Below are 21,234 nucleotides of genomic sequence, written 5' to 3'. Positions count from 1 at the left end.
CGGCCAGGCAGAGGGACGGGCACCTTCTCGCACGGCGGCTACGAGTCGCGTCAGGTCGCCGTCAAGGGCGCGTCGACGCGGGTCGGCGCGCGTCGTCGGTGATGCGGAAGCGCAGCCGGCAGATGACGGCGTCGGTGTCGCGACGCACGGCGTGGGCGACGACGGAACCGCGCTGGTTCTGGAGCGCCCGCTGCCACAGGTGAGCGGGTTCGGTTTCCGGGATCAGCACGGTCACCTGGGCATTCGGGTGCGTTCGCGTCAGCTCGCGCACGTAGGCCGACATGGGCCGGCCGAGGGAGCGGCTCTCCGAGGCGATCTCGGTCAGCTCGACTCCGGGCTTCCACAACTCCCAGTCCCGGCGCAGCGCTTCGGCTGCCTGCCGGTCCTCCGGGGCGGAGTGCGTGATGGTCACGGCGACGACCTCGTCGCCGAGCGAACGGGCCGCGGTGAGCGCCTGACAGGTGAGCCGGGAGAGGCCGGAGACCGGTACGACGACGAGGGAGCGGAAGCTGTGGGGCGCCTGCGGGATGCGGCCGAGTTCCAGGCGTTCGCCGATCTGCGCGTAGGCACGGCGGACGCGTCCGAAGCCGAGGACGAGCAGCGGCAGGGCGACGACGATCAGCCAGGCACCTCCGGTGAACTTGGTGGCGGTCACCACGACCGCTGAGACACCGGTCAGCAGCGCACCGAAGCCGTTGAGGACGGCCTTCGCCCGCCAGCCCCTGGGGCGCTCGCCGTGCCAGTGCCGGACCATGCCGACCTGGCAGATCGTGAAGCCTACGAAGACTCCGATGGCGAAGAGCGGGACGAGGGTGTTGGTGTCGCCGCCGGAGAACACGAGCAGGGCGGCCGACACCAGCGCCAGCCAGACCACACCATGGCGGTGCACCTGGCGGTCCGCCTTGAGGGCGAAGACGTGCGGCAGGTAGTTGTCGCGTGCGAGCAGGCTCATGAGCACCGGGAGCCCGCCGAAGGAGGTGTTCGCGGCCAGGGCCAGCAGCACCATGGTCGCGAACTGGACCACGTAGAAGGCCGCGTTGTGCCCGAACGAGGCGTCCGCGAGCTGGGCGAGGACGGTCACTCCCTCGACCGGCTGGAGGTGGAACCGGCCGATCAGGACCGCCAGCCCGATCAGCATGACGCCGAGGAGGGCGCCGAGGGCGACCTCGGTGCGCTGGGCGCGCCGGGCGGCCGGCGCCCGGAAGGACGGCACCGCGTTGGCGACCGCCTCGACGCCCGTCAGGGCGGAACAGCCGGCAGCGAATGCCTTCAGCAACAGGAGCGCACCGACCGCGGTGGCCCCCTCCCTCAGGGCCGAGGCGTGTCCGGCGGCCGAGGCGGTGCTCACCGGACCGTCACGGAAGAGGCCGACCGCGACCATGGTCAGAATCGTCCCGACGAACACGGCCGTCGGGACGAGGAAGGCCTTGGCGGAGTCGACGACGCCGCGCAGGTTGATCGCCGTGACCAGGGCGAGGACCCCGAGGCAGATCCACACCCGCTCGCCGTACAGCCCCGGGAAGGCCGAGGTCAGCGCGGCCACGCCGGCGGTGACGGAGACGGCGACGTTCAGGACGTAGTCCAGGATCAGCGAGGCGGCGGCGACCAGGCTCGTGCGGCGGCCCAGGTGCTTCTTGGCGACGGCGTACGAGCCGCCGCCGTCCGGGAACGCCGCGATCACCTGCCGGTACGAGGCCACCAGAACGGCCATCAGCGTCGCGATCGCCAGGGTCACGGGGAGGGTGAACCCCAGGCCGTGGGCACCGGCCGCCGCCAGGACCAGCACGATCGACTCGGGCCCGTAGGCAACGGAAGCCATCGCGTCGAGGGACAGCGCGGCCAAACCCTGGAGGGCGGTCAGCCGGTGTCCGTCGCCTGCGGCGTGCGTCGTGACGCCGGTATCAGGAGGTTCCTCCTGGTTCGGCGCCTGTCCTGCCGTGGCCGGCTTGCGCGTGTGCATAGCCATCTTCGCTGTTCCTCCATTGGACAAAGTGAGGACAGCGTCCGAAGGCGGTGGCCGGATGACCAGGGTGCCTGGCGCGATCCATACGCCAGCCGGTCCACTCTTCACGCGCTCCTGACGCCGAGGCCCTAATGCCATATGGGGTACGTCAAGACCCCGCCAGGGTGCGTGGTTGCGCGTGCCCCCAGGGGCACGCTGAAGGTGGGCGACGCGGCCTGGGCGCACACATCGAAGGAGAAGCAGCGGATGGACGTGGAAAACGTGGTCGGGCTCATCGTCGCCGTCGCCCTGCTCGCCTACCTCGTGGCCGCTTTGATCAGGCCCGAGAGGTTCTGATCCAGGGCTCTGCACTCCGCCTTCCGGACAGGAGGCATCACATGTCCGGGTACCGACTCCACGACCCCACTGCCCTGCTGGCGGGGCTCGTGGCTCCCTTCCTCGTGGCGCGCGCGCTCGTGCCGTTCCGCACGGAGCTCTCTGTGACGAACGAGGCGCTTGTCATGGTCGTCGTGGTGGTCGCGGTCGCCGCGTTCGGCACCTCGGCGGCCGGGGCGCTGGCGGCGCTCTCGGCGGCCGCCTGGTTCGACTTCTTCCTCACCCGGCCGTACGGGCGGTTCGTCATCGACAACGGCGAGGAGATGCTGACGGTCGTTCTCCTGCTCGTCGTCGGTCTGATCGTCTCGCGGCTGGCCGTCCGCGTGCGCCGGCTCCGTACCGTCGTGGTCGCCGATACCGCGCACCTGACCAGCCTCCGGGAATCTGCCCGGATGGCCGAGGACGGCGGCTCACCGGAAGAGGTCGTCGAGTACGTGCGCCGGGAGCTCGTCGGCCTGCTGGGGCTTCGCGGTTGTCGCTTCCAGTACGGCAGTCTCGTCGGGCACTTCCCCCGCCTCGAACACGACGGCGGCCTGTGGCTGCGCCGCGGCGACCGGATCACCCAGTACGCCGAGTGGCCGGACGTGGAGACGGAGCTGCGGGTGTTCGGCGGAGGCCACTACTACGGCCGCTTCCTCCTCGACCCGCTCCCCGGCCGCCCCCTGCCGCCCGAAGAGGCCTGCCTGGTGGCTGTCGCGCTGGCCGCGCAGGCCGGTACGGCCCTGGACACGGCCGGCCTGTCCCACCAGGGCTGAGCGGCGATTCAGGGCCCCTCACGTAAGGGTGCCGTCAAGAGTCCCCCGGCGGCCGTATGGACCCCGTCAAAGCGTCTTAGCGCCGGGATGAAGACACGGTTATGTCGTCATCGGCCATGTGGCCGATTCATTACTTCCCTCTTCATTCAGGAGCTCACGATGGCCGATCTGGCCTTCGTCGTCACCACGGTCGCGGTCTTCGCGCTGGTGGCCCTCATCGCCAAGGGGGTGACCAAGCTGTGAGCGTCGAGAACATCGTCGGTCTGGTGGTCGCCGTCTCCCTGCTCGGTTACCTCATCCTCGCCCTCGTGTACCCGGAGAGGTTCTGAGCACTGCTATGAGCCCCGTAACCGCTGGAGTGCTCCAGCTGATCGCGCTGATCGCCGCACTCGCGCTCGCCTACCGACCCCTCGGTGAGTACATGGCGAAGGTCTACTCCTCCGAGAAGCACTACAAGCCGGAGAAGTGGATCTACAAGGCCATCGGCGCGAACCCGTCGGCCGAGATGCGCTGGCCCGCCTACCTGCGCGCTGTCCTGACCTTCTCCGCCGTGAGCGTCCTGTTCCTCTACCTGATGCAGCGCGCCCAGGGCGTCCTGCCGGGCTCGCTCGGTTTCTCCGCGATCGACCCGGACCAGGCCTTCAACACGGCCGCCTCGTTCGTGGCGAACACCAACTGGCAGTCGTATTACGGCGAGCAGGCCATGGGCCACGTCGTGCAGACCGGCGGCCTCGCGGTCCAGAACTTCGTCTCCGCCGCGGTCGGCATGGCCGTCGCGGTGGCCCTGGTACGGGGCTTCGCGCGCTCGCGCACCGGCGAACTCGGCAACTTCTGGGCCGACCTGGTCCGCGGCACCCTCCGCATCCTTGTCCCCATCTCCGTGATCGGCGCGGTGATCCTGGTCGCCTGCGGCGCCATCCAGAACTTCGCCGGCATCCACGACGTCGGCCAGTTCCTGGGCGGCAGCCAGCAGTGGAACGGCGGCGCGGTCGCCTCGCAGGAAGTCATCAAGGAGCTGGGCACCAACGGCGGCGGCTACTTCAACGCCAACTCCGCCCACCCCTTCGAGAACCCCACCCCGTTCTCGAACCTCTTCGAGATCTTCCTGATCCTGCTCATCCCCTTCGCCCTCACGCGGACCTTCGGCCGCATGGTCGCCAACCTGCGGCAGGGCTACGCGATCCTCGCGACCATGGCCGTCATCTGGATCGGCTTCACCGCGCTGATGATGTGGACGGAGTTCGCCCACCACGGCCCGGCGCTCCAAGCCGCGGGCGGCGCCATGGAGGGCAAGGAGACGCGCTTCGGCATCGGCGGATCCGCGATCTTCTCGGTGGCCACGACCTTGACCTCGACGGGAGCGGTCAACTCCTTCCACTCCTCGTACACGGGCCTGGGCGGCGGCATCCAGCTCCTTGGCATGCAGCTCGGCGAGATCGCACCCGGCGGTGTCGGCTCCGGCCTCTACGGCATGCTGATCATGGCGATCATCGCCGTGTTCATCGCCGGCCTCATGGTCGGCCGCACCCCCGAATACCTGGGCAAGAAGATCGGCACCCGCCAGATCAAGCTGGCCGCCTGCTACATCCTCGTCACCCCCACCCTCGTCCTCGGCTTCACGGCCGCCGCGATGGCGCTGCCCACGCCGGTCACCTCGATGGCCAACGCCGGCGCCCACGGCTTCTCCGAGATCCTCTACGCCTACACCTCGGGCGCCAACAACAACGGCTCGGCCTTCGCGGGCCTGAACGCCGACACGCAGTGGTTCAACTCGACCATCGGCATCGCCATGCTGCTCGGCCGCTTCCTGCCCATGGTCTTCGTCCTCGCACTCGCCGGTTCCCTCGCCGAGCAGAAACCCGTCCCCGAGACCGCGGGAACGCTGCGGACGGACAAGCCTCTGTACGCCGGACTGCTCGTCGGCACGATCATCATCATCACCGGTCTGACCTACTTCCCGGCCCTCGCGCTGGGACCGCTCGCCGAAGGGCTCGCCTCATGAGCACCGCCACGCCCACCAGGGCTCCGCACCAGGACGTATCCACCGGCCACAAGCCGGGCGCCGGACGGGTCGGCGGCGGGCTCTTCGATCCCAAGCAGCTGCTGAAGTCCTTCCCCGACGCGGTGCGGAAGCTCGACCCGCGCGTCATGGTCAAGTCGCCTGTCATGTTCGTGGTCCTCATCGGCTCCGTCGTCACGACCGTGCTGGCGGTCAAGAACCCGACGGACTGGTTCGGCTGGGCCATCACCGCCTGGCTGTGGCTGACCACGATCTTCGCCAACCTCGCCGAGGCCGTCGCCGAGGGGCGCGGCAAGGCCCAGGCCGACACCCTGCGCAAGGCCAAGACGGACTCCGTCGCCCGCCGCCTGACGGACGGCCGGAGTGAGGAGCAGGTCCCGGGAGCCGAGCTGCGCATCGGCGACCTGGTGGTCTGCGAGGCCGGGGACGTCATCCCCGGCGACGGTGACGTCGTGGAAGGCGTCGCGTCCGTCGACGAGTCCGCCATCACCGGCGAGTCCGCGCCCGTGATCCGGGAGTCGGGCGGTGACCGCTCGGCCGTCACCGGCGGCACGAAGGTCCTCTCCGACCGGATCGTCATCAAGATCACGACCAAGCCCGGCGAGACCTTCATCGACCGCATGATCGCCCTGGTCGAGGGCGCGGCCCGGCAGAAGACGCCCAACGAGATCGCGCTGAACATCCTGCTCGCCTCGTTGACCATCGTCTTCCTGCTCGCCGTGGTCACCCTCCAGCCGTTCGCGATCTACGCCGGCGCCGAACAGTCGATGATCGTGCTCACGGCCCTGCTCGTCTGTCTGATCCCGACCACCATCGGCGCCCTGCTCTCCGCGATCGGCATCGCGGGCATGGACCGGCTCGTCCAGCGCAACGTCCTGGCGATGAGCGGACGTGCGGTGGAGGCCGCCGGCGACGTGTCGACACTGCTGCTCGACAAGACCGGCACGATCACGCTGGGCAATCGGCAGGCCTCCGAATTCGTCCCGGTCAAGGGCACCACGGAGGCCGAACTCGCCGACGCCGCCCAGCTGTCGTCCCTCGCGGACGAGACCCCCGAGGGCCGCTCCATCGTGGTCCTCGCGAAGGAGAAGTACGGGCTGCGCGAACGCCACCAGGGCGAACTGTCCCAGGCCGAGTGGATCGCCTTCACCGCGCAGACCCGCATGTCGGGCGTCGACGTGGACGGCAGCCAGACCCGCAAGGGCGCCGCCGGTTCGGTCATCACCTGGGTGCGGGAACAGGGCGGGCAGGTCTCCGACGAAGCCGACACGCTCGCCAACCGGATCTCGGAAGCCGGCGGCACGCCCCTCCTCGTCGCGGTCAAGGACGACAAGGGTGCCCGGGTCCTGGGTGTCATTCACCTCAAGGACGTCGTGAAGGAAGGCATGCGCGAGCGGTTCGACGAGCTGCGCCGCATGGGCATCAAGACGATCATGATCACGGGCGACAACCCGCTGACGGCGAAGGCCATCGCACAGGAGGCCGGCGTCGACGACTTCCTCGCCGAGGCCACGCCCGAGGACAAGATGGCCCTCATCAAGCGGGAGCAGGCCGGCGGCAAGCTCGTGGCGATGACGGGCGACGGCACCAACGACGCCCCGGCTCTCGCCCAGGCGGACGTCGGCGTGGCGATGAACACGGGCACCTCGGCCGCCAAGGAGGCCGGGAACATGGTGGACCTGGACTCCAACCCCACCAAGCTCATCGAGATCGTCGAGATCGGCAAGCAACTCCTCATCACACGGGGGGCCTTGACCACCTTCTCCATCGCCAACGACGTCGCCAAGTACTTCGCGATCATCCCGGCCATGTTCGCCGCGGTCTACCCGGGCCTCGACAAGCTCAACGTCATGGGCCTGCACTCGCCGAACTCCGCGATCCTGTCCGCCGTCATCTTCAACGCGCTCATCATCATCGCGCTCGTGCCGCTCGCCCTCAAGGGCGTCCAGTACCGGCCCACCAGCGCCGACAGGATGCTCCGCCGCAACATCGGGATCTACGGACTCGGCGGGCTCGTCGCCCCGTTCATCGGCATCAAGATCATCGACATGCTCATCACCCTCATCCCCGGAATCGGCTGATCGACCATGAACAGTTCCGTAGGAAACGCGGCACGGCTGCTCGGGGCGGGCCTGCGCGCCCTCCTCGTCCTGACCGTGATCTGCGGCGTCATCTATCCCCTCGCCGTCACCGGGATCGCCCAGGCCCTCTTCCACGACAGGGCCAACGGCTCCGAGATCAAGGACAGGAGCGGCCAGGTCGTCGGCTCCTCCCTCATCGGGCAGACGTACAACCTCCCGAAGAACGATCCGAAAAACGCCGAGGAGGCGGCCCGGCCGGACCTGAAGTGGTTCCAGCCACGCCCCTCCAACGGCCTGGGCAGCAACAGCGTCAACACCCAGTACTCACTGATCCTCTCCGGCGCCACCAACAAGGCCGCCGACAGCGGCGCGGTGAACGGGGTCTGCACCAAGGACGCGGAGGAGGGCACCCTCTGCGCCCAGGTCCTCGCCGCCAGGAAAGCCGTCATCGCGGACAACTCCACGGCCGCGTACCGGATCGAGCCGCAGGACGTCCCCGCCGACGCCGTCACCTCCTCCGGCTCCGGCCTCGACCCGAACATCTCCCCCGCCTACGCCAAGCTCCAGGTCCACCGGGTCGCCGAGCAGAACGGACTCGGCGTCGAGCAGGTCGACAAACTCGTCGCCGACCACACCCAGGGCCGCACCCTCGGCTTCATGGGCGAACCGCGTGTCAACGTCCTCGAACTCAACATCGCCCTGAAGGCTCTCTCCAAGAGCTGACGTTCCACGACGCACACCTCCGTGAGCCTGCGGGGCGCGCCGCTCCCCCGGCATCCTCCGAGGGCGGCAACGCCCCGCCGGCTCCCGCCGTGCCCGTACCGAAGGAAAGGCTGCACACCGATGACCCGGGTGCTGGTGGTGGAGGACGATCCCCAGCTCGTCCGCGCGCTGAGGATCACCCTCCAGGCGCGCAGGTTCGAGGTCGAGGAGGCCGGCGACGGCAGCGCGGCCCTGCGGCTCGCGGCGGCGGGAAGGCCGGACGTCATCGTGCTGGACCTCGGCCTGCCCGACATGGACGGCCTCGACGTCATCAAGGGCGTCCGTGGCTGGAGCAAGGTCCCCATCCTGGTCCTCTCCGCACGCCACACCTCCGAGGACAAGATCCGGGCGCTGGACGCCGGCGCCGACGACTACGTGACGAAACCGTTCAGCATGGACGAGCTCCTGGCCCGCCTCCGGGCGGCCACGCGTAGACAGGAGGCGCCGACAACCTCTCGGGTCACCGAGGTCTCCGTCGTCACGACCGACGAATTCACCATCGACCTGGTCGCGAAGAGGGTGAGGCGGGGCGAGCGCAGCGTGCGGCTCACCCCGACCGAATGGCACCTGCTGGAGATCCTCATCACCCACCCCGGCCGTCTGATCACACAGAGCCGGCTCCTGCTGGAGGTGTGGGGGCCGACGTACCGAGCGAACACCAACTACCTGCGCGTCTACATGGCCCAGCTCCGGCGCAAACTGGAAGCGGACCCCTCCCATCCCCGTTATCTGATCACGGAACCCGGTATGGGGTACCGCTTCGAACCCTGATGGACACCGCCGGATCGAGCGGGGCGACGCGAGGGCGGTACTCGCGTGACCCAGGTTCGAACCGTCGTCATCACAATGCCGTAGCCACCGCGTCAGCGGTGCGTCAGAAACCGGTCCATGGCCCCGGAACCGCCCTACCGTCGCACCATGGGACGACGATTCACACGGTCCACGACCGGCACACGGACCGCCGTCGCGGAGCCTCCAGGACCCCTCGCGCACGACATCGACTGGGCCCGCGAGCGGCGCACCGCCATCGGCGTGACCGGCCTCCTGTTCACGGCGCTGCTCGCCACGGACGCGGGCTTCGGCACGCTCGACGTGACGCGGGGCGCCCTCTGGACCGGCCTGGCGGCCCTCGTCTTCGTGATCCTTCTGCCGCCCCGGGTCTCCACGGCCCCCGGCGAACTGAGCGCCCGCGGCCCGCTGACGAGGCACACGGTCCGTACCGACAGCCTCGTCTCGATCAGGTGGTCCGACGGTGTGGCCCAGCACATGATCCTCCGCGACACGGAGGGCAACGGGGTCGAGATCGACCCGACCGTCCTGGTCCGCAATCCCGCCATGTGGCGCCGCTTCGACGAGGACACCCGCACCTCGATCCGGCGGGGCACCCTGCTGTGCGGTGCCACGGCCCTGAGCCGGATGGCGGCGCACATCGACCGTGAGACCGCCCGCACCGTGTTCACGCTCTCCGGCCTGAAGTGACCGCCCGAGCGGGCCCGTTCGCCACCGCGGGCCCGGATGTGCGATGGCGTCGTCACCTGCCGACTGTCGGTGTGCGTCACGGTGGACCTAGCGGCGGACCCTCGGCATGCCCAGGCCGATCCAGGCGATGATCTCGCGCTGGATCTCGTTGTTCCCGCCGCCGAAGGTGAAGATCACCGCGGAGCGGTAGCCGCGTTCGAGTTCGCCGTGCAGGACCGCGCCGGCCGAGCCCTCCTTCAGGGGGCCGGCGGCCGCCGCCACCTCCATGAGCGCGGCGTAGGCGTCCCGGCGCGCCTCGGACCCGTACACCTTGACGGCGGAGGCGTCCTGGGGGGTGAGGGTCCCTTCCTGGACGGCGTTGACCATCTGCCAGTTGAGGAGCTTCATCGCGTCGAGGCGGGCGTGGGTGCGGGCGAGGTTCTTGCGGACCCAGCCGAGGTCGACGACGCGGCGGCCGTCGGCGAGCTTGGTGTCGGCCGCCCAGCGCTGGACGTCGTGCAGGGCGCGGATCGCCATGGTGCCGTGGGCGGCCAGGGTGACGCGCTCGTGGTTGAGCTGGTTGGTGATCAGCCGCCAGCCCTTGTTCTCCTCGCCGACCCGGTGCGCCGCGGGGACCCGGATGTTCTCGTAGTAGCTGGCGGTGGTGTCGTGCGAGGCGAGGGTGTTGATGAGGGTGCAGCTGTAGCCGGGGTCGGAGGTCGGCACGAGGAGCATGGTGATGCCCTTGTGGGCGGGGGCGTCCGGATCGGTGCGCACGGCGAGCCAGACCCAGTCGGCGGTGTCGCCGTTGGTGGTCCAGATCTTCTGCCCGTTCACGAGGTACGTGCCGTCGGTCTCGTCGCCCTCGCGCACCGCGCGGGTCCTGAGCGCCGCGAGGTCGGTGCCGGCGTCGGGTTCGCTGTAGCCGATGGCGAAGTCGATCTCACCGGAGAGGATCTTCGGCAGGAAGTACGCCTTCTGCTCGTCCGTGCCGTACCGCATGATCGTCGGGCCCACGGTGTTCAGGGCCATCAGCGGCAGCGGCACCCCGGCCTGCGCCGCCTCGTCGAAGAAGATGAACTGCTCCATGGGCGTCAGGCCGCGCCCCCCGTACTCCGTCGGCCACCCAACCCCGAGCCAGCCGTCGTCGCCGAGCCGGCGCACGGTCTCGCGGTAGAACTGCTTCTGCGCGGCCGGATCCGCGTACCGGGCGTAGACGTTGTCCGGTACGAGCCCGGCGAAGTAGGTCCGCAGCTCGGTGCGCAACTGCTGCTGCTCAGGCGTGTATGCGAGGTGCACGGCCCCTCCAGGACGGTCGCGGTACGGCGGCGCACACAGTAGAACGTGTTACAAGAATCTGGAAGGGGCGCCGTCGTCGTCCTTCTCACCGGCTTCTCACCGGCTCGCCCGGCGGCCGCCCGCCCGGGGTGGGGGCCGCCGGGCGAGCCGGCGGCCGGGGAGCCAACTTCGACTGCTGACACGGGACTTGACCGTCTCGCCGGTGCCCGGCCGGGAGCCTTCACTCGAACGGCGCCGACCGGTCGCCGGGAGCCCCGCGCGCGGCGAGCATGGCCGAGGCGTGTGTTCCGCATCCGTGCTCCTCGCGCACCCCTGAACCGGAGGCCTCCCGTGACCACTGCCCGCGACCTGATGACCGCCGACGTGCGGTGCGTTCCCGCGTCCGAAACCCTCGACCGCGCGGCCCAGTTGATGCGCGACCACGGGATCGGCGCGCTGCCGGTGAAGGGCGCCGACGGCACCCTGACCGGCATCGTGACCGACCGGGACATCGTCGTGAAGGCGCTCGCCGCGGGCAAGGACGCCGCCAAGGTCACCGCGGGCGATCTCGCCGAGGGCGGCGTGCACACCGTCGACGCCGGGGCCGACGCCGCACTCGCGGTGAGAGCGATGAGCGACGCGCGGATCCGGCGGATCGTGGTGGTCGAGGACGGTATGCCCGTCGGCATGATCACCGAGGCGGACCTGGCCCGCAAGCTCACCGCGGAGACGTTCGCGACGTACGCGGGCCGGGTGTACGCGGCGTCCTGAACCGGGCGGGCGCACCGCCACGAACCGACCGTGCGCGGCGGCCGGGGCGACTGTGCGCGGCGGCCGCGGGCGGCTGTGGCGGCCGGCCGGAGACGCCTGTGCGGGGCGGCCGGGGCGGCTGTCCGCGGCGGCCGGAGTGGTGCGCGCGGGCGGCGCCCGGACCCCTGGTGCCGGTGGGCCGTGCCGGGGTCGTACGCCGGTGCCGGAGGGGCGTGTGGGCCGGATGCGGACCGGGTAGGCGGGGACCAGAATGGTGCATTACTGGACGAACGTAGGAGGCGGCATGAACGACCGGTCCGATTCCAGCTCGCAGTCCGACCCCGTGACCCCTGACGCGCTGCTGCACACCGGAGCCGGGGGCGAGGTCAGCGCGGAGGACCTGGTGCTGGCCTCCGGGCGTGACATCACCCCGCAGAACCTGGCCTGGGCCGAGCGCAAGCTGGCCGCCGAGGGCCCCGCCGCCCTGGACAAGCTGCTTCCCTGAAGGGATCACCCCGGGGGGCGGAGGGGGAAAGCAGGGGGCTGCGGCCCCGGGCCGACAGGATCGCCCGGGGCCGCTGCCCTCCCCCGCCGCCCGGCCCTGGGCCACGCGCCGCCGCGCGGGTACGGTCAGTTCGCCGCGCGCTCCTCGAAGACCTCGCGGGCGGCGGTGATGCCATTGAGCGCCGCGGGGAACCCGGCGTAGCTCGCCATCTGCGTGATGACCTCGACGACCTCCTCGCGGGTGCCGCCCACGTTGAGCAGGCCGTGGATGTGGACGCGCAGCTGCGGGGCGGCGGTTCCGAGCGCCGTGCACATGGCGACGGTGGCCAGTTCGCGGGACTTCAGGTCGAGCCCGGAGCGCGAGTAGATGTCTCCGAAGGCGAACTCGACGATGTAGCGCGTCAGATCGGGCGCGATGTCCCGCATCGAGGCGACGACCTGTTCACCGGCGTGCCCGTCCACCTCCGCGAGCCTGGCGAGCCCGCGCTGGTACCGGTCGCCCTCGGGCGGCGCCGTGTCCACCGGCGGCGCCTCGGTGCCGGGGCGGCTCTCGAACACCTCGCGGGCGGCGGCGATGGCGTTCAGCGCGGCGGGGAAACCCGCGTACACGGCCGTGTGGATGAGGAGCTCCACGATCTCGGCCGGGCTCACCCCGACGTTGAGCGCGCCGTCGATGTGGAAGCGCAGCTGGGGAGCGGCGTTGCCCATCGCGGCGAGCGCGCCGACCGTGGCGATCTGCCGCTGGCGCAGCGTGAGTCCGGGGCGCGCGAGGAGGTCGCCGTATGCGAAGGCGACGGTCATCCGGCCGAGGCCGGGCGCGATGTCGGCCAGGCTGTCCAGGACGGCCGGGTGTTCCTGTCCGCCGATGGTGCGCAGCAGTGCGAGCCCGCGCTCGAACCGCTCGTCGGTCGTCTCGGTGCCGTCCGCGGCGATGGCGTGGCCCGTTGCGTTCTTCATGTGGTCTGCGCTGTTCATGTCTCAGACGCTACGAGTTGGAGCGTGCTCTAACGCAAGCGGCCGTGCGCACCCGGAGTGTGGCCGAAGGCCCGGCGGAACACGTCGATGAACGCGCTGGTGGAGGACCAGCCGCAGCGCTGGGCCACGGTGGTCACCGGGAGGTCGTCGGCGAGCAGGTGCAGCGCGTGGTAGAGCCGCAGCCGGGTGCGCCACTGCGGGAACGTCATGCCGAGGTCCGCGCGGAACAGCCGGGTCAGGGTGCGTTCGCTCGCGCCGGCCCGCGCGCCCAGTTCCGCGAGCCCGCGCCGGTCGGCGGGGTCGGCCCACAGCATCGCGCAGACCGCGACGAGCCGGGGATCGCTCGGCGCGGGCAGGTGGACGGGCCACTGGGGCGCGGCTCGGACCTGGTCGAGCAGGACGGCGCGCAGCCGCTCCCCCTCGGGGCTGCGCTCGTCGGGCGCGCGCGTGTGGGCGAGGAGGAGCTCGCGCAAGAGCGGACCGACCGTCAGGACGGTGGGCGCGTCGCGGCCCAGCGGGTCCTCGTGGGCCGCGATCCCCACCAGGTGCAGCTCGACCCCGCCGTGCGCCCGGTGGGAGTGCACGGTGCCGGCGGGCACCCAGATCGCGCGCGTGGCGGGGGCCACCCAGGTCCCGGATCCGGTCGTGACGGCCAGGACGCCGCGGCTCGCGTGGATCAGCTGGTGATCGTCGTGCCGGTGCGCGTCGATGCTGTCCCCGGGGGCCATCTGTTGGGCGCGGGTGGGAGCGGCGGGCGTGTGGCGGATGTTCGGCATCATGTGGCAATTTATCGGAAGCGCGACAGGAGCGGCCCCGGCCATGATCGAACGGTGCCGAACAGACGAGACGAACGGATGGGCCGGGGCCGCCCGGCGGGCCGAGTTCGACCGACGGGCCGGTGCCGCCCCACGGGCCGGGGGGATCCGATGGGCCAGGGGGATCCTGCTGGGCGGGGTGATGCGTCCGAACGGGCCGAGCCGACCACGCGGGACGAGCCGACAGGGCGGAGCGATCCGACTGGGCACAACGGTCCGACCGTGCGGGACGAGCCGACCGTGCGGGACGAGCCGGCACGGCAGGGAGTGCCCACGCGGGGTGCGCCGCGGGGACAGGGCCGTGAGGGCGGGCGGTGGCGGGCGCGGGGCCGGGGCGGCGGGCCGCTGACGCGGCCGGTGTTCCTGCTGGCCGTGGGGCACGCCTGCGTCGATGTGTACCAGGGGGCCGTGGCGGCCCTCGTGCCGTTCTTCGTCGCCGAGCGCGGGTATTCCTACGCGGCGGCCTCCGGCATCGTACTCGCCGCTTCCCTGCTCTCCTCCGTCGTCCAGCCACTGTTCGGGGCGCTCGCCGACCGGTGGGCGATGCCATGGCTGCTGCCGGTGAGCACGGCGGTGGCCGGCATCGGCGTCGCGCTGAGCGCAAGCGGTGGCACGTATGCCATGACGCTGGCAATGGTCGCCGTCTCCGGGGCGGGTGTGGCCGCCTACCATCCCGAGTCCGCCCGGGTGGCCCGCGTGGCGAGCGCCGGGAGCCACACCGCGATGGGCTGGTTCTCGCTCGGGGGCAATCTCGGCTTCGCGGCCGCCCCGCTGCTGGTCGCCGCGGTGGTGGGGGCCGGCGGCCTGCGTGCCGCGCCGCTGCTCGTGGTGCCGGCCGCGCTCGGCAGCGTGCTGTGTGTGCTCGCGCTGCGCGCGACCCGGATGCCCGGACGGGCCGGGGCGCGGGTGGTGAGCGGGGCCGTGCGGGACGACGGCGCCTCGTTCCTCAAACTGTCCCTGGTCGTCGTCTGCCGCTCCCTGGTCTTCGTGGGGTTGAGCGCGTTCATCGCGCTGTACGCCCGCGAGCGGGTCGGCGGCGGTGAAGTGGCGGGCTCGGCGGCCCTGTTCGTGCTGTACGCGGGCGGCGCGGCGGGCACGGTCGTGGGCGGCGGGCTCGCCGCGCGCTGGGGCCGGGTGCGGGTGGTGGGGTGGTCGTACGCGGCCGCGGTGCCCGCCGTCGCCGGGGTGGTGTTCGTGCCCGGCCCCGCCTTCTACCTCTTCGTCGCGCTGACGTCGGCCGCGCTCTACGTGCCGTTCTCACTCCAGGTGACGCTGGGGCAGGACTATCTGCCCACCCGGATCGGCACCGCGAGCGGCGTGACCCTGGGCCTGACGGTGAGCGTGGGCGGGCTTGCCGGTCCGCTGATCGGGGCCGCGGCCGACGCAACGTCGCTGCAGGCCGCCCTCGCCCCGCTGATCTCCCTCCCCGCCCTGGCGTGGCTCCTCGCCCGAGCCCTGCCGGAGCCAACAGGGCCGGAGGTGGCGGGGCCGGAGCCCGCGGCAGCGGAGGCCGCTCCCCCAGGGCCGGATGCGACAGAGGCCTCGCCCGAAGGGGCCGAAGGGGTCGGGCCCGACGCGGCGCCGTTGGAGGCACGAGGCGGGTGAGGCCCCTCGGGCAAACCCGACCCACAGGGCTGGGCGAGACACACCTGCCCCTAGGGGGTCCGCCGCGCCCGGGTCGCCGTGGCTCCCGCGGCGAGGGCGGCCGTCGCGGTGCGGGCTCGCTGGGCGAGCTCGTCCTGCGCTTCGGCCGGGCTGTAGACGGTGAGCGCCCGGTCCTCCTTGTCGAGGACGAGAGCGTCGGGTGCGGGCGCCGTCTCGCCGTCGTACGCAAGGGAGTTGACGCTTTCGAGGCCGGTCAGGCGGACCGAGCGGACGCGTTCCGCGCGGTAGACGTGCGAGCGCCGCAGCGCGCCGGCCAGGGCGGAGACGACGAGACGGACCCGGGCCAGCGGCACCTCGGCGTCGACGGTGCGCAGGTCGAGCAGGCCCTCGTCCAGGCGGGGCCGGTAGGAGGGGGCGAGTCCGTCGGGCCGGTAGTGGCCGTTGCCCGCGAACAGGAGCCACAGCACCCGCGGGCGGCCGTCGACGCGCAGGTGCAGGGGGGTTGCGGTGCGCAGCACGCGGAGGAGCGCGATGGCGCCCGCCGGCCACTTGCCGATGCGGTCTTCCAGGCCCTCGCGCACCCGTACCAGGTCCGGGTAGAAGCCGACGCTGAAGGTGTTGAGAAAGGCCGCGACGTTCTGGCCGCCGCCGTCGTGCACCCGGGCCAGGTCGACGCGGATCGCCTCTCCGTGTTCGAGGGCGTGGACGGTGTCCTCGAAGGCGGCGACGCCGGCGTCGAGCGCGAAGTGGTTGAGGGTGCCGCCGGGGAACACCGCCACGGGGAGCCCGGCGCGTGCGGCCCGTTCGCAGGCTGCGTTCACGGTGCCGTCGCCGCCGCACACCCCGAGCACTCCGGCGAGCCGGCCCGCTCGGGCGACGGCCTCGTCGAGGAGTTCGCCCAGGTCCTCGCCGGGGCCGAGTTCGACGATCTCGGCCTCGGGCAGCAGCAGCCGCAGATGGTCCTGCGCGGGCAGCCGGCCCGGAACTCCCTTGCCGGAGCCGCCGTTGACGACCACCACGAGGCCCTGCCCGCGCCGCACCGTGGGCGCCGCGGCACGGGTGTGCAGCGGATGGACTGGCTGCGGCCGGGGCGGCCACCAGTAGCAGGTGGCGGCCGCGGCGGCCACGCCGAGCACGCAGCCGGCGAGCACATCGCCCGGGTAGTGGACGCCGACGTAGACGCGGGAGAACGCCACGGCCGCGGCGGCCGGCGCGACCAGGGCCCCGTACCGGGTGGATTCCAGGGCCACCCCGGCCGCGAAGGCGGCGGCCGACGCGGAGTGCCCGGAGGGGAAGGAGGAGGTGCGCGGCGCCTTGGCCAGGCGGCGCACCAGCGGGACGGTGTCCACGACCGGACGCCCGCGCCGGGTGGCGTACTTGGCGACGGTGTTGGTGGTGAGCGAGGCCAGCGCGAGGGCGCCCACCCCGCGCCGCGCGGCCCGTCGGGCGGTGGGCCCCCCGGCCGCGGCGAGCACCGCGGCGGTCGCGAACCACAGCCGCCCGTGGTTGGCGGCGCGGCTCAGGCGGGGCAGCACCTGGTCCGCGCCGGGCAGCCGTGCGCCGGCCACCCGCTCGAACCAGCGACGGTCGATCGTGCCCATCCGTGACATCGGTGCCATGTGCCCTGCCTAGCCGGGACGGCGGCGGTGCGCCTGCCGGGTTCGGCCGGACGGGCGCCGGCTCAGCGGGACCGGCCGGGCCCGAGGGCGGCGAGGAGCGTCGGCAGATGGCTGTGGTCGATGTCCTTGACGGCGGTGACCAAGGTGAGGGTGCCGTCCTCGGCGAGGCCTCGCAGCCGCTCGACGGCGCCGCTCGGACCGGGCTCGGCCAGTTCGGCCTCGTACCGCTCCTGGAACTCGGCGAAGCGGGCGCGGTCCTCGTGGTACCAGCGGCGCAGTTCCGTCGAGGGGGTGACGTCCTTGGGCCACTCGTCGACGGCGGCGCGTTCCTTGGACAGCCCCCTGGGCCAGAGGCGGTCGACGAGGACGCGTACGCCGTCGGCGTCCTCGGGCGGGTCGTAGACGCGGCGGACCCGCGGTGTGTGCTGTGCCGGCATGGGGTGCCTCCCGGGTGTCGCCGCCGTCTCAGACGCCGACGGTCTCCTCGATCTCCTCTTCCTCCGCGGCGTCCCGCGTGGCCCGCCCGGCCGCCTGCCCGGTTTCGCCGGCCGGGGCGGGCGCCGTGGCGGGCGCGGGTGCCGCGGGGGTGGCGGCCGGGGCGCGGCGGCGTTCGACCGCTCCCGCGACCATCATCACGGCGAGGCCGAGAACCAGCCAGGCGGCGAGCACCCACACGTTGCGGGCGAGGCCGTGCCCGCCGAAGTAGACCAGGTCGCGGATGCCCTCGACGAGGCCCGCGCCGTTCCAGAAGGCGTGCAGTCCGCCGAAGAAGCCGTCCTGGAGTTCGGGCCGGAACAGACCGCCCGAGCTGGTGAAGTTGAGCATCACGAAGAGCACCATCACGGCGAGTGTGGTCCAGCGCTTGAGGAAGGTGTGGAGTCCGGCGCCGAGGAAGAGGATGCCCGCCGAGTACAGCCAGGACATCGCCCATACGCCCCACAGGCCGTGGTCGACCAGGTGGAACAGCGGTCCGGCGAAGGCGGCGCCGATCAGGGAGACCACGAACGAGACCCCGGCCACCAGGCAGGCCCGCGTGCGCGACGGCAGTCCCGCACCGGCCGCGCCGAGCACGGCCACGGAGGCGTAGGAGCCGATGCTCACCGCGATGAGCAGGAAGAAGATGCCCGAGCCCGTGGGGTCGCCGGAGACCGGCGGCACGACGTCGGTGATCTTCAGGGGTGCGCCCTGTGCGGCGGCCACCGGGGTGAAGACCTTCTCGACGGCGGTGGCGCTCATGTCGGAACCCGCCGAGGCGACGATCAGTTCGGGCGCCCTGGCGTCCGGGACGTAGGCGCCGGAGATGTTCCGGGACGTCAGCTCGTCCACGGCGGCGGCGCGGTCGGGCAGCGTACGGACGTCGAGCGCGTCGCCCGCCTTGTCCTTCACCGTCTGCGCGAACACCTTCGCCTCGGGGCCCGCGCCGACGACCGCGACCGGCAGGTGGTGCGGCTCGGGGGTGGCGAACGCGCCGAGATAGGCGAGCCCCATGCCGAGGCACATCAGCAGGGGGGTGATCAGATGTGTGAGGACGTGTCGCAGCGCGGGCTGCGACGGTGCCGTACGCACGTCGCCCGACGCGCCGGGGCGGCCGGCCTTGTGACCTCCGGACATCAGCGGACCCTTCTGACCGGGTGCGGGACCGGGACCCGGCCACCACCCGATGGTTGGCTTTTACAACTTCTATCAGTTGTACTGTACAAGCATTTCCACCGGAACGCCACCTCGGTGGCGACGCGGCCCCGGCCGCGTTGAGATGGCTCCATGAACCGCCAGGGCGCCCCGCGATGAACCGCCAGGGCGCCCCGTGGTGGGCCGAACTGCCCCCGGCCGCCGGTGGCGCCGTCATGGCCACCGCGATCATCTCCATCGGGCTGCACCTGACGGGCCACGAAATCCTTTCGCGGGCGTGGCTCGTCATCGCCGCGCTGCTGTGGGTGCTGCTCGCCTGGGACTTCGCGCGGCGGCTCCTGGGAAACCGGGCCCGCTGGTCCGGCGAGGCGGACACACCGCCCGCCCTGACCGCCGTCGCCGCGACCACGGTGCTCGGCACCCGCCTGAGCGCGCTCGGCCTGACGGAAACGGCCCTGGCACTGCTCGCCCTCGCCGCCGCGATCTGGCCGGGGCTCCTGTTCGCGGTCGTACGCCACTGGCACCGGCGGATGCCCGGGGCCGCCTTCCTGGTGTGCGTCGCCACGCAGGGGCTCGCGGTCCTGGCCGCGACGCTCTCCCTGACCGCCACGGGCGCCTGGCTCGCGCGGGCCGCCCTGGCCGCACTCGTCCTCGGGCTCTTCCTCTACGGGGAGGCGCTGGTCCGGTTCGATGTCCGCGAGGTGTACGCCGGCGCGGGCGACCAGTGGATCGGCGGTGGCGCGTTGGCGATCTCGGCGCTCGCCTCGGCGAAACTGACCGCGTCCCCGCTGTGGACCGGAGCCGCGCACACCGCCCTGCGCACCACCACCCTGGTCCTGCTCGCCGCCAACCTCACCGCGTGCGCGGCGCTGCTCGTCGCCGAGGTGTGCCGGCCCCGGCCGCGCTACGACATCCGGCGCTGGTCCACCGTCTTCCCGCTCGGCATGACCGCGGTGGCCGCGCTGACCGCCTCGACGGCCGCCGGGGTCCACTGGCTGCGCACGCTCGGCGAGATCATCCTGTGGGCCGCCGTCGCGGCCTGGCTGCTCACGCTCGCCGGGTTCGCGCGCCGAAGGAGCCGCTCGCGGGCAGAGCCGCACCCCGGGCCGGGCGGCCCCTAGTTCCTGTCCGACCAAGGTTCTCGGGTAGTTCCTGTCCGACCAAGGTTCTCGGGCAAGGGCTCTCGGGCAAAGGTTCTCGGGTGGGTTCGCCGCGCCGGAAGACGAGCGGGGCGAGGTCGACTGCGGCCCCGTAGCGGGAGCTCGGCCGGCTCGCTCTCGTGGAAACGGTGGGCCGGGAGCCACCACGGGCCACCACCAGTCACGACGGGAATCGGCCAACTGTGGCCGAAGAATCGGACGCGTACACGGTGACCCAGGTGGGGGTACGAGGATCTACCGTTCGCGTGCGGATAGTGTGTTCATGGGTTGAACGGATCTCCGTATGACCCAACTTGACCACCCTGATGGTAGGTCGTGATCCGAACTCTCGTACCCGGCCTCCTGAAAGTGGCGCTGATGAACCTGTCGACCGGCGGTAGACAGCTGCGAAGCCGGGTCGCTCTGGCAGCCCTTGTCGGCGCGGTCATCCTCGTACCGGGCCCAAGCTACGCGGCTCCCAACGACCCGAAACCTGCCGACGGCGGCCCCCTGGAAGAGATCCGCAGTCAGCTTGACGGCCTCTACCGCGAGGCAGAGGTGGCGACAGAGGCGTACGACGCCGCCAACGAGAAGGCGACCGGGCAGTCCAAGCGACTGGCGTCCCTCCAGAGCGACCTCGCCCGTACCCAGGGCCGGGCGCAGGCCCTGCACGACCTCGCGGGGGCGGCGGCCCGAGCGCAGTACCGCGGGGACTACTTCAGCTCCGCGGGCTTCCAGTTGATACTCGGTGACCATCCCGAGAACGCGCTCCCGGACGCCGCGCAGGCCGCCCGGACCCGCGACACGCTCCACAACATCTACGAGAACCAGAAGACTGCCCGCGCCGAGCTCGACCGGCAGACCGAGGCCGCGACGAAGAACCTGCGTGACCTCAAGAAGACCCTCGCCGACAAGGCCGACGCGAAGGAAAAGATCCAGAACAAGATCGCCGACGCCGAGCGGATCGAGGCGGGCCTGAAGTCCGAACAGGCCAATGGGCTGGCCCAGTTGGAGAAGCAGAAGGAGAACGAGGCCACGTCCAAGTGGCCCGGTCCCGGCGCGAACGCGGGGCCGGCCAACAAGGGTGGCACGGGCAACGGGCCTTCCGGCAACGGACCTTCGGGCGGCGCGCCGGCCGTGAGCGGCAGGGCCGGACAGGCCGTCTCCTTCGCCATGGCCCAGATCGGCAAGCCCTACGGGTGGGGTGATGTGGGCCCCTCGTCGTACGACTGCTCGGGGCTCACCTCCGTGGCATGGGCCCATGCCGGACATCCCATACCCCGTACCTCACAGGCCCAGTGGCAGGGACTGCGCCACGTCAGCCTCTCGTCCGCCCAACCCGGCGATCTGATCATCTACTTCAACGATGCCACGCACGTGGGCATGTACATCGGAGGCGGACAGATCGTCCACGCTCCTCGACCAGGACGTACGATCACGACCGCACCGGCCGCATCCATGCCGATCCTCGGCGTGGTCCGACCCGGAGGCTGAGCGGATATGCCC

20 protein-coding genes are annotated in these 21,234 nt (G+C 71.7%); 13 read left to right on the top strand and 7 right to left on the bottom strand.

All coding sequences use genetic code 11. The features are described 5' to 3' along the window. Window positions 1-61 precede the first annotated feature (61 nt). On the bottom strand, window positions 62-1,966 hold the full coding sequence (locus OG432_RS31555) for an APC family permease (protein ID WP_328314357.1): 1,905 nt from the start codon (window positions 1,964-1,966) through the stop codon (window positions 62-64). A gap of 243 nt (window positions 1,967-2,209) precedes the next feature. On the opposite strand from OG432_RS31555, the gene kdpF (OG432_RS31550) reads away from it, so the two are divergent. From kdpF (OG432_RS31550) to OG432_RS31515, 8 genes are all read left to right on the top strand, one after another. Then, window positions 2,210-2,299 carry a K(+)-transporting ATPase subunit F gene (gene kdpF, locus OG432_RS31550; RefSeq protein ID WP_328314356.1) on the top strand — a complete coding sequence of 30 codons (90 nt, stop codon included), beginning with the start codon at window positions 2,210-2,212 and terminating at the stop codon, window positions 2,297-2,299. 41 nt (window positions 2,300-2,340) lie between these two features. Continuing rightward, window positions 2,341-3,093: a DUF4118 domain-containing protein gene (locus OG432_RS31545; protein ID WP_328314355.1), complete on the top strand. Its 753-nt coding sequence runs from the start codon at window positions 2,341-2,343 to the stop codon at window positions 3,091-3,093. Between the two features lie 239 nt (window positions 3,094-3,332). Next, complete coding sequence (gene kdpF, locus OG432_RS31540) at window positions 3,333-3,422, top strand: K(+)-transporting ATPase subunit F (protein WP_328314354.1); 90 nt, start codon at window positions 3,333-3,335, stop codon at window positions 3,420-3,422. An 8-nt stretch (window positions 3,423-3,430) separates the two neighbouring features. After that, complete coding sequence (kdpA, locus tag OG432_RS31535) at window positions 3,431-5,095, top strand: potassium-transporting ATPase subunit KdpA (RefSeq protein ID WP_328314353.1); 1,665 nt, start codon at window positions 3,431-3,433, stop codon at window positions 5,093-5,095. Further along, window positions 5,092-7,194 (top strand): potassium-transporting ATPase subunit KdpB, encoded by a 2,103-nt coding sequence (gene kdpB, locus OG432_RS31530; RefSeq protein WP_328314352.1) that lies wholly within the window; start codon window positions 5,092-5,094, stop codon window positions 7,192-7,194. The genes kdpA and kdpB overlap by 4 nt, the downstream gene beginning before the upstream one ends. 6 nt (window positions 7,195-7,200) lie before the next feature. Then, window positions 7,201-7,917, top strand: coding sequence for a potassium-transporting ATPase subunit C (locus tag OG432_RS31525; RefSeq protein WP_328314351.1), 717 nt, complete (start codon window positions 7,201-7,203; stop codon window positions 7,915-7,917). Between the two features lie 120 nt (window positions 7,918-8,037). Next, on the top strand, window positions 8,038-8,727 hold the full coding sequence (locus tag OG432_RS31520) for a response regulator (protein ID WP_328314350.1): 690 nt from the start codon (window positions 8,038-8,040) through the stop codon (window positions 8,725-8,727). A gap of 147 nt (window positions 8,728-8,874) precedes the next feature. Then, window positions 8,875-9,435, top strand: coding sequence for a hypothetical protein (locus tag OG432_RS31515; protein ID WP_328314349.1), 561 nt, complete (start codon window positions 8,875-8,877; stop codon window positions 9,433-9,435). A gap of 87 nt (window positions 9,436-9,522) precedes the next feature. On the opposite strand, the gene OG432_RS31510 is transcribed toward OG432_RS31515, so the two are convergent. Beyond that, on the bottom strand, window positions 9,523-10,713 hold the full coding sequence (locus OG432_RS31510) for an acyl-CoA dehydrogenase family protein (protein WP_328314348.1): 1,191 nt from the start codon (window positions 10,711-10,713) through the stop codon (window positions 9,523-9,525). 330 nt (window positions 10,714-11,043) lie between these two features. Between OG432_RS31510 and OG432_RS31505 the strand changes: the two genes are divergently transcribed. Together OG432_RS31505 and OG432_RS31500 are read left to right on the top strand one after the other, a co-directional pair. After that, window positions 11,044-11,463 carry a CBS domain-containing protein gene (locus OG432_RS31505; RefSeq protein ID WP_328314347.1) on the top strand — a complete coding sequence of 140 codons (420 nt, stop codon included), beginning with the start codon at window positions 11,044-11,046 and terminating at the stop codon, window positions 11,461-11,463. Window positions 11,464-11,746: 283 nt separating this feature from the next. Further along, complete coding sequence (locus OG432_RS31500; protein WP_328314346.1) at window positions 11,747-11,947, top strand: hypothetical protein; 201 nt, start codon at window positions 11,747-11,749, stop codon at window positions 11,945-11,947. Window positions 11,948-12,072: 125 nt separating this feature from the next. Here the strand turns inward: OG432_RS31500 and OG432_RS31495 are convergent, their stop codons facing one another. Together OG432_RS31495 and OG432_RS31490 are read right to left on the bottom strand one after the other, a co-directional pair. Further along, window positions 12,073-12,921 (bottom strand): carboxymuconolactone decarboxylase family protein, encoded by an 849-nt coding sequence (locus OG432_RS31495; protein WP_328314345.1) that lies wholly within the window; start codon window positions 12,919-12,921, stop codon window positions 12,073-12,075. 29 nt (window positions 12,922-12,950) lie between these two features. Further along, window positions 12,951-13,697 (bottom strand): AraC family transcriptional regulator, encoded by a 747-nt coding sequence (locus OG432_RS31490; RefSeq protein WP_328315326.1) that lies wholly within the window; start codon window positions 13,695-13,697, stop codon window positions 12,951-12,953. A gap of 396 nt (window positions 13,698-14,093) precedes the next feature. Between OG432_RS31490 and OG432_RS31485 the strand changes: the two genes are divergently transcribed. Further along, complete coding sequence (locus OG432_RS31485; protein ID WP_328315325.1) at window positions 14,094-15,341, top strand: MFS transporter; 1,248 nt, start codon at window positions 14,094-14,096, stop codon at window positions 15,339-15,341. A gap of 50 nt (window positions 15,342-15,391) precedes the next feature. On the opposite strand, the gene OG432_RS31480 is transcribed toward OG432_RS31485, so the two are convergent. The 3 genes from OG432_RS31480 to OG432_RS31470 form a co-directional block, all read right to left on the bottom strand. Next, the gene (locus tag OG432_RS31480; RefSeq protein WP_443058619.1) at window positions 15,392-16,951 is read right to left on the bottom strand and encodes a bifunctional phosphatase PAP2/diacylglycerol kinase family protein; all 1,560 of its coding nucleotides are present in this window, start codon (window positions 16,949-16,951) and stop codon (window positions 15,392-15,394) included. A gap of 71 nt (window positions 16,952-17,022) precedes the next feature. Continuing rightward, entirely contained in the window at window positions 17,023-17,397 is a 375-nt protein-coding gene (locus OG432_RS31475; protein WP_328314342.1) for a DUF488 domain-containing protein, read from the bottom strand. Between the two features lie 28 nt (window positions 17,398-17,425). Continuing rightward, the gene (locus tag OG432_RS31470; RefSeq protein WP_443058495.1) at window positions 17,426-18,571 is read right to left on the bottom strand and encodes a hypothetical protein; all 1,146 of its coding nucleotides are present in this window, start codon (window positions 18,569-18,571) and stop codon (window positions 17,426-17,428) included. A 173-nt stretch (window positions 18,572-18,744) separates the two neighbouring features. Here OG432_RS31470 and OG432_RS31465 point away from each other — a divergent pair, with 173 nt between their 5' ends. Next, complete coding sequence (locus OG432_RS31465; RefSeq protein ID WP_328314341.1) at window positions 18,745-19,710, top strand: tellurite resistance/C4-dicarboxylate transporter family protein; 966 nt, start codon at window positions 18,745-18,747, stop codon at window positions 19,708-19,710. Window positions 19,711-20,106: 396 nt separating this feature from the next. After that, window positions 20,107-21,222, top strand: coding sequence for a C40 family peptidase (locus OG432_RS31460; RefSeq protein ID WP_328314340.1), 1,116 nt, complete (start codon window positions 20,107-20,109; stop codon window positions 21,220-21,222). Window positions 21,223-21,234: the final 12 nt, after the last annotated feature.

Source organism: Streptomyces sp. NBC_00442, from assembly GCF_036014195.1.
Lineage (GTDB): Bacteria > Actinomycetota > Actinomycetes > Streptomycetales > Streptomycetaceae > Streptomyces.
This window is presented reverse-complemented; position numbering and strand designations above follow the sequence as displayed.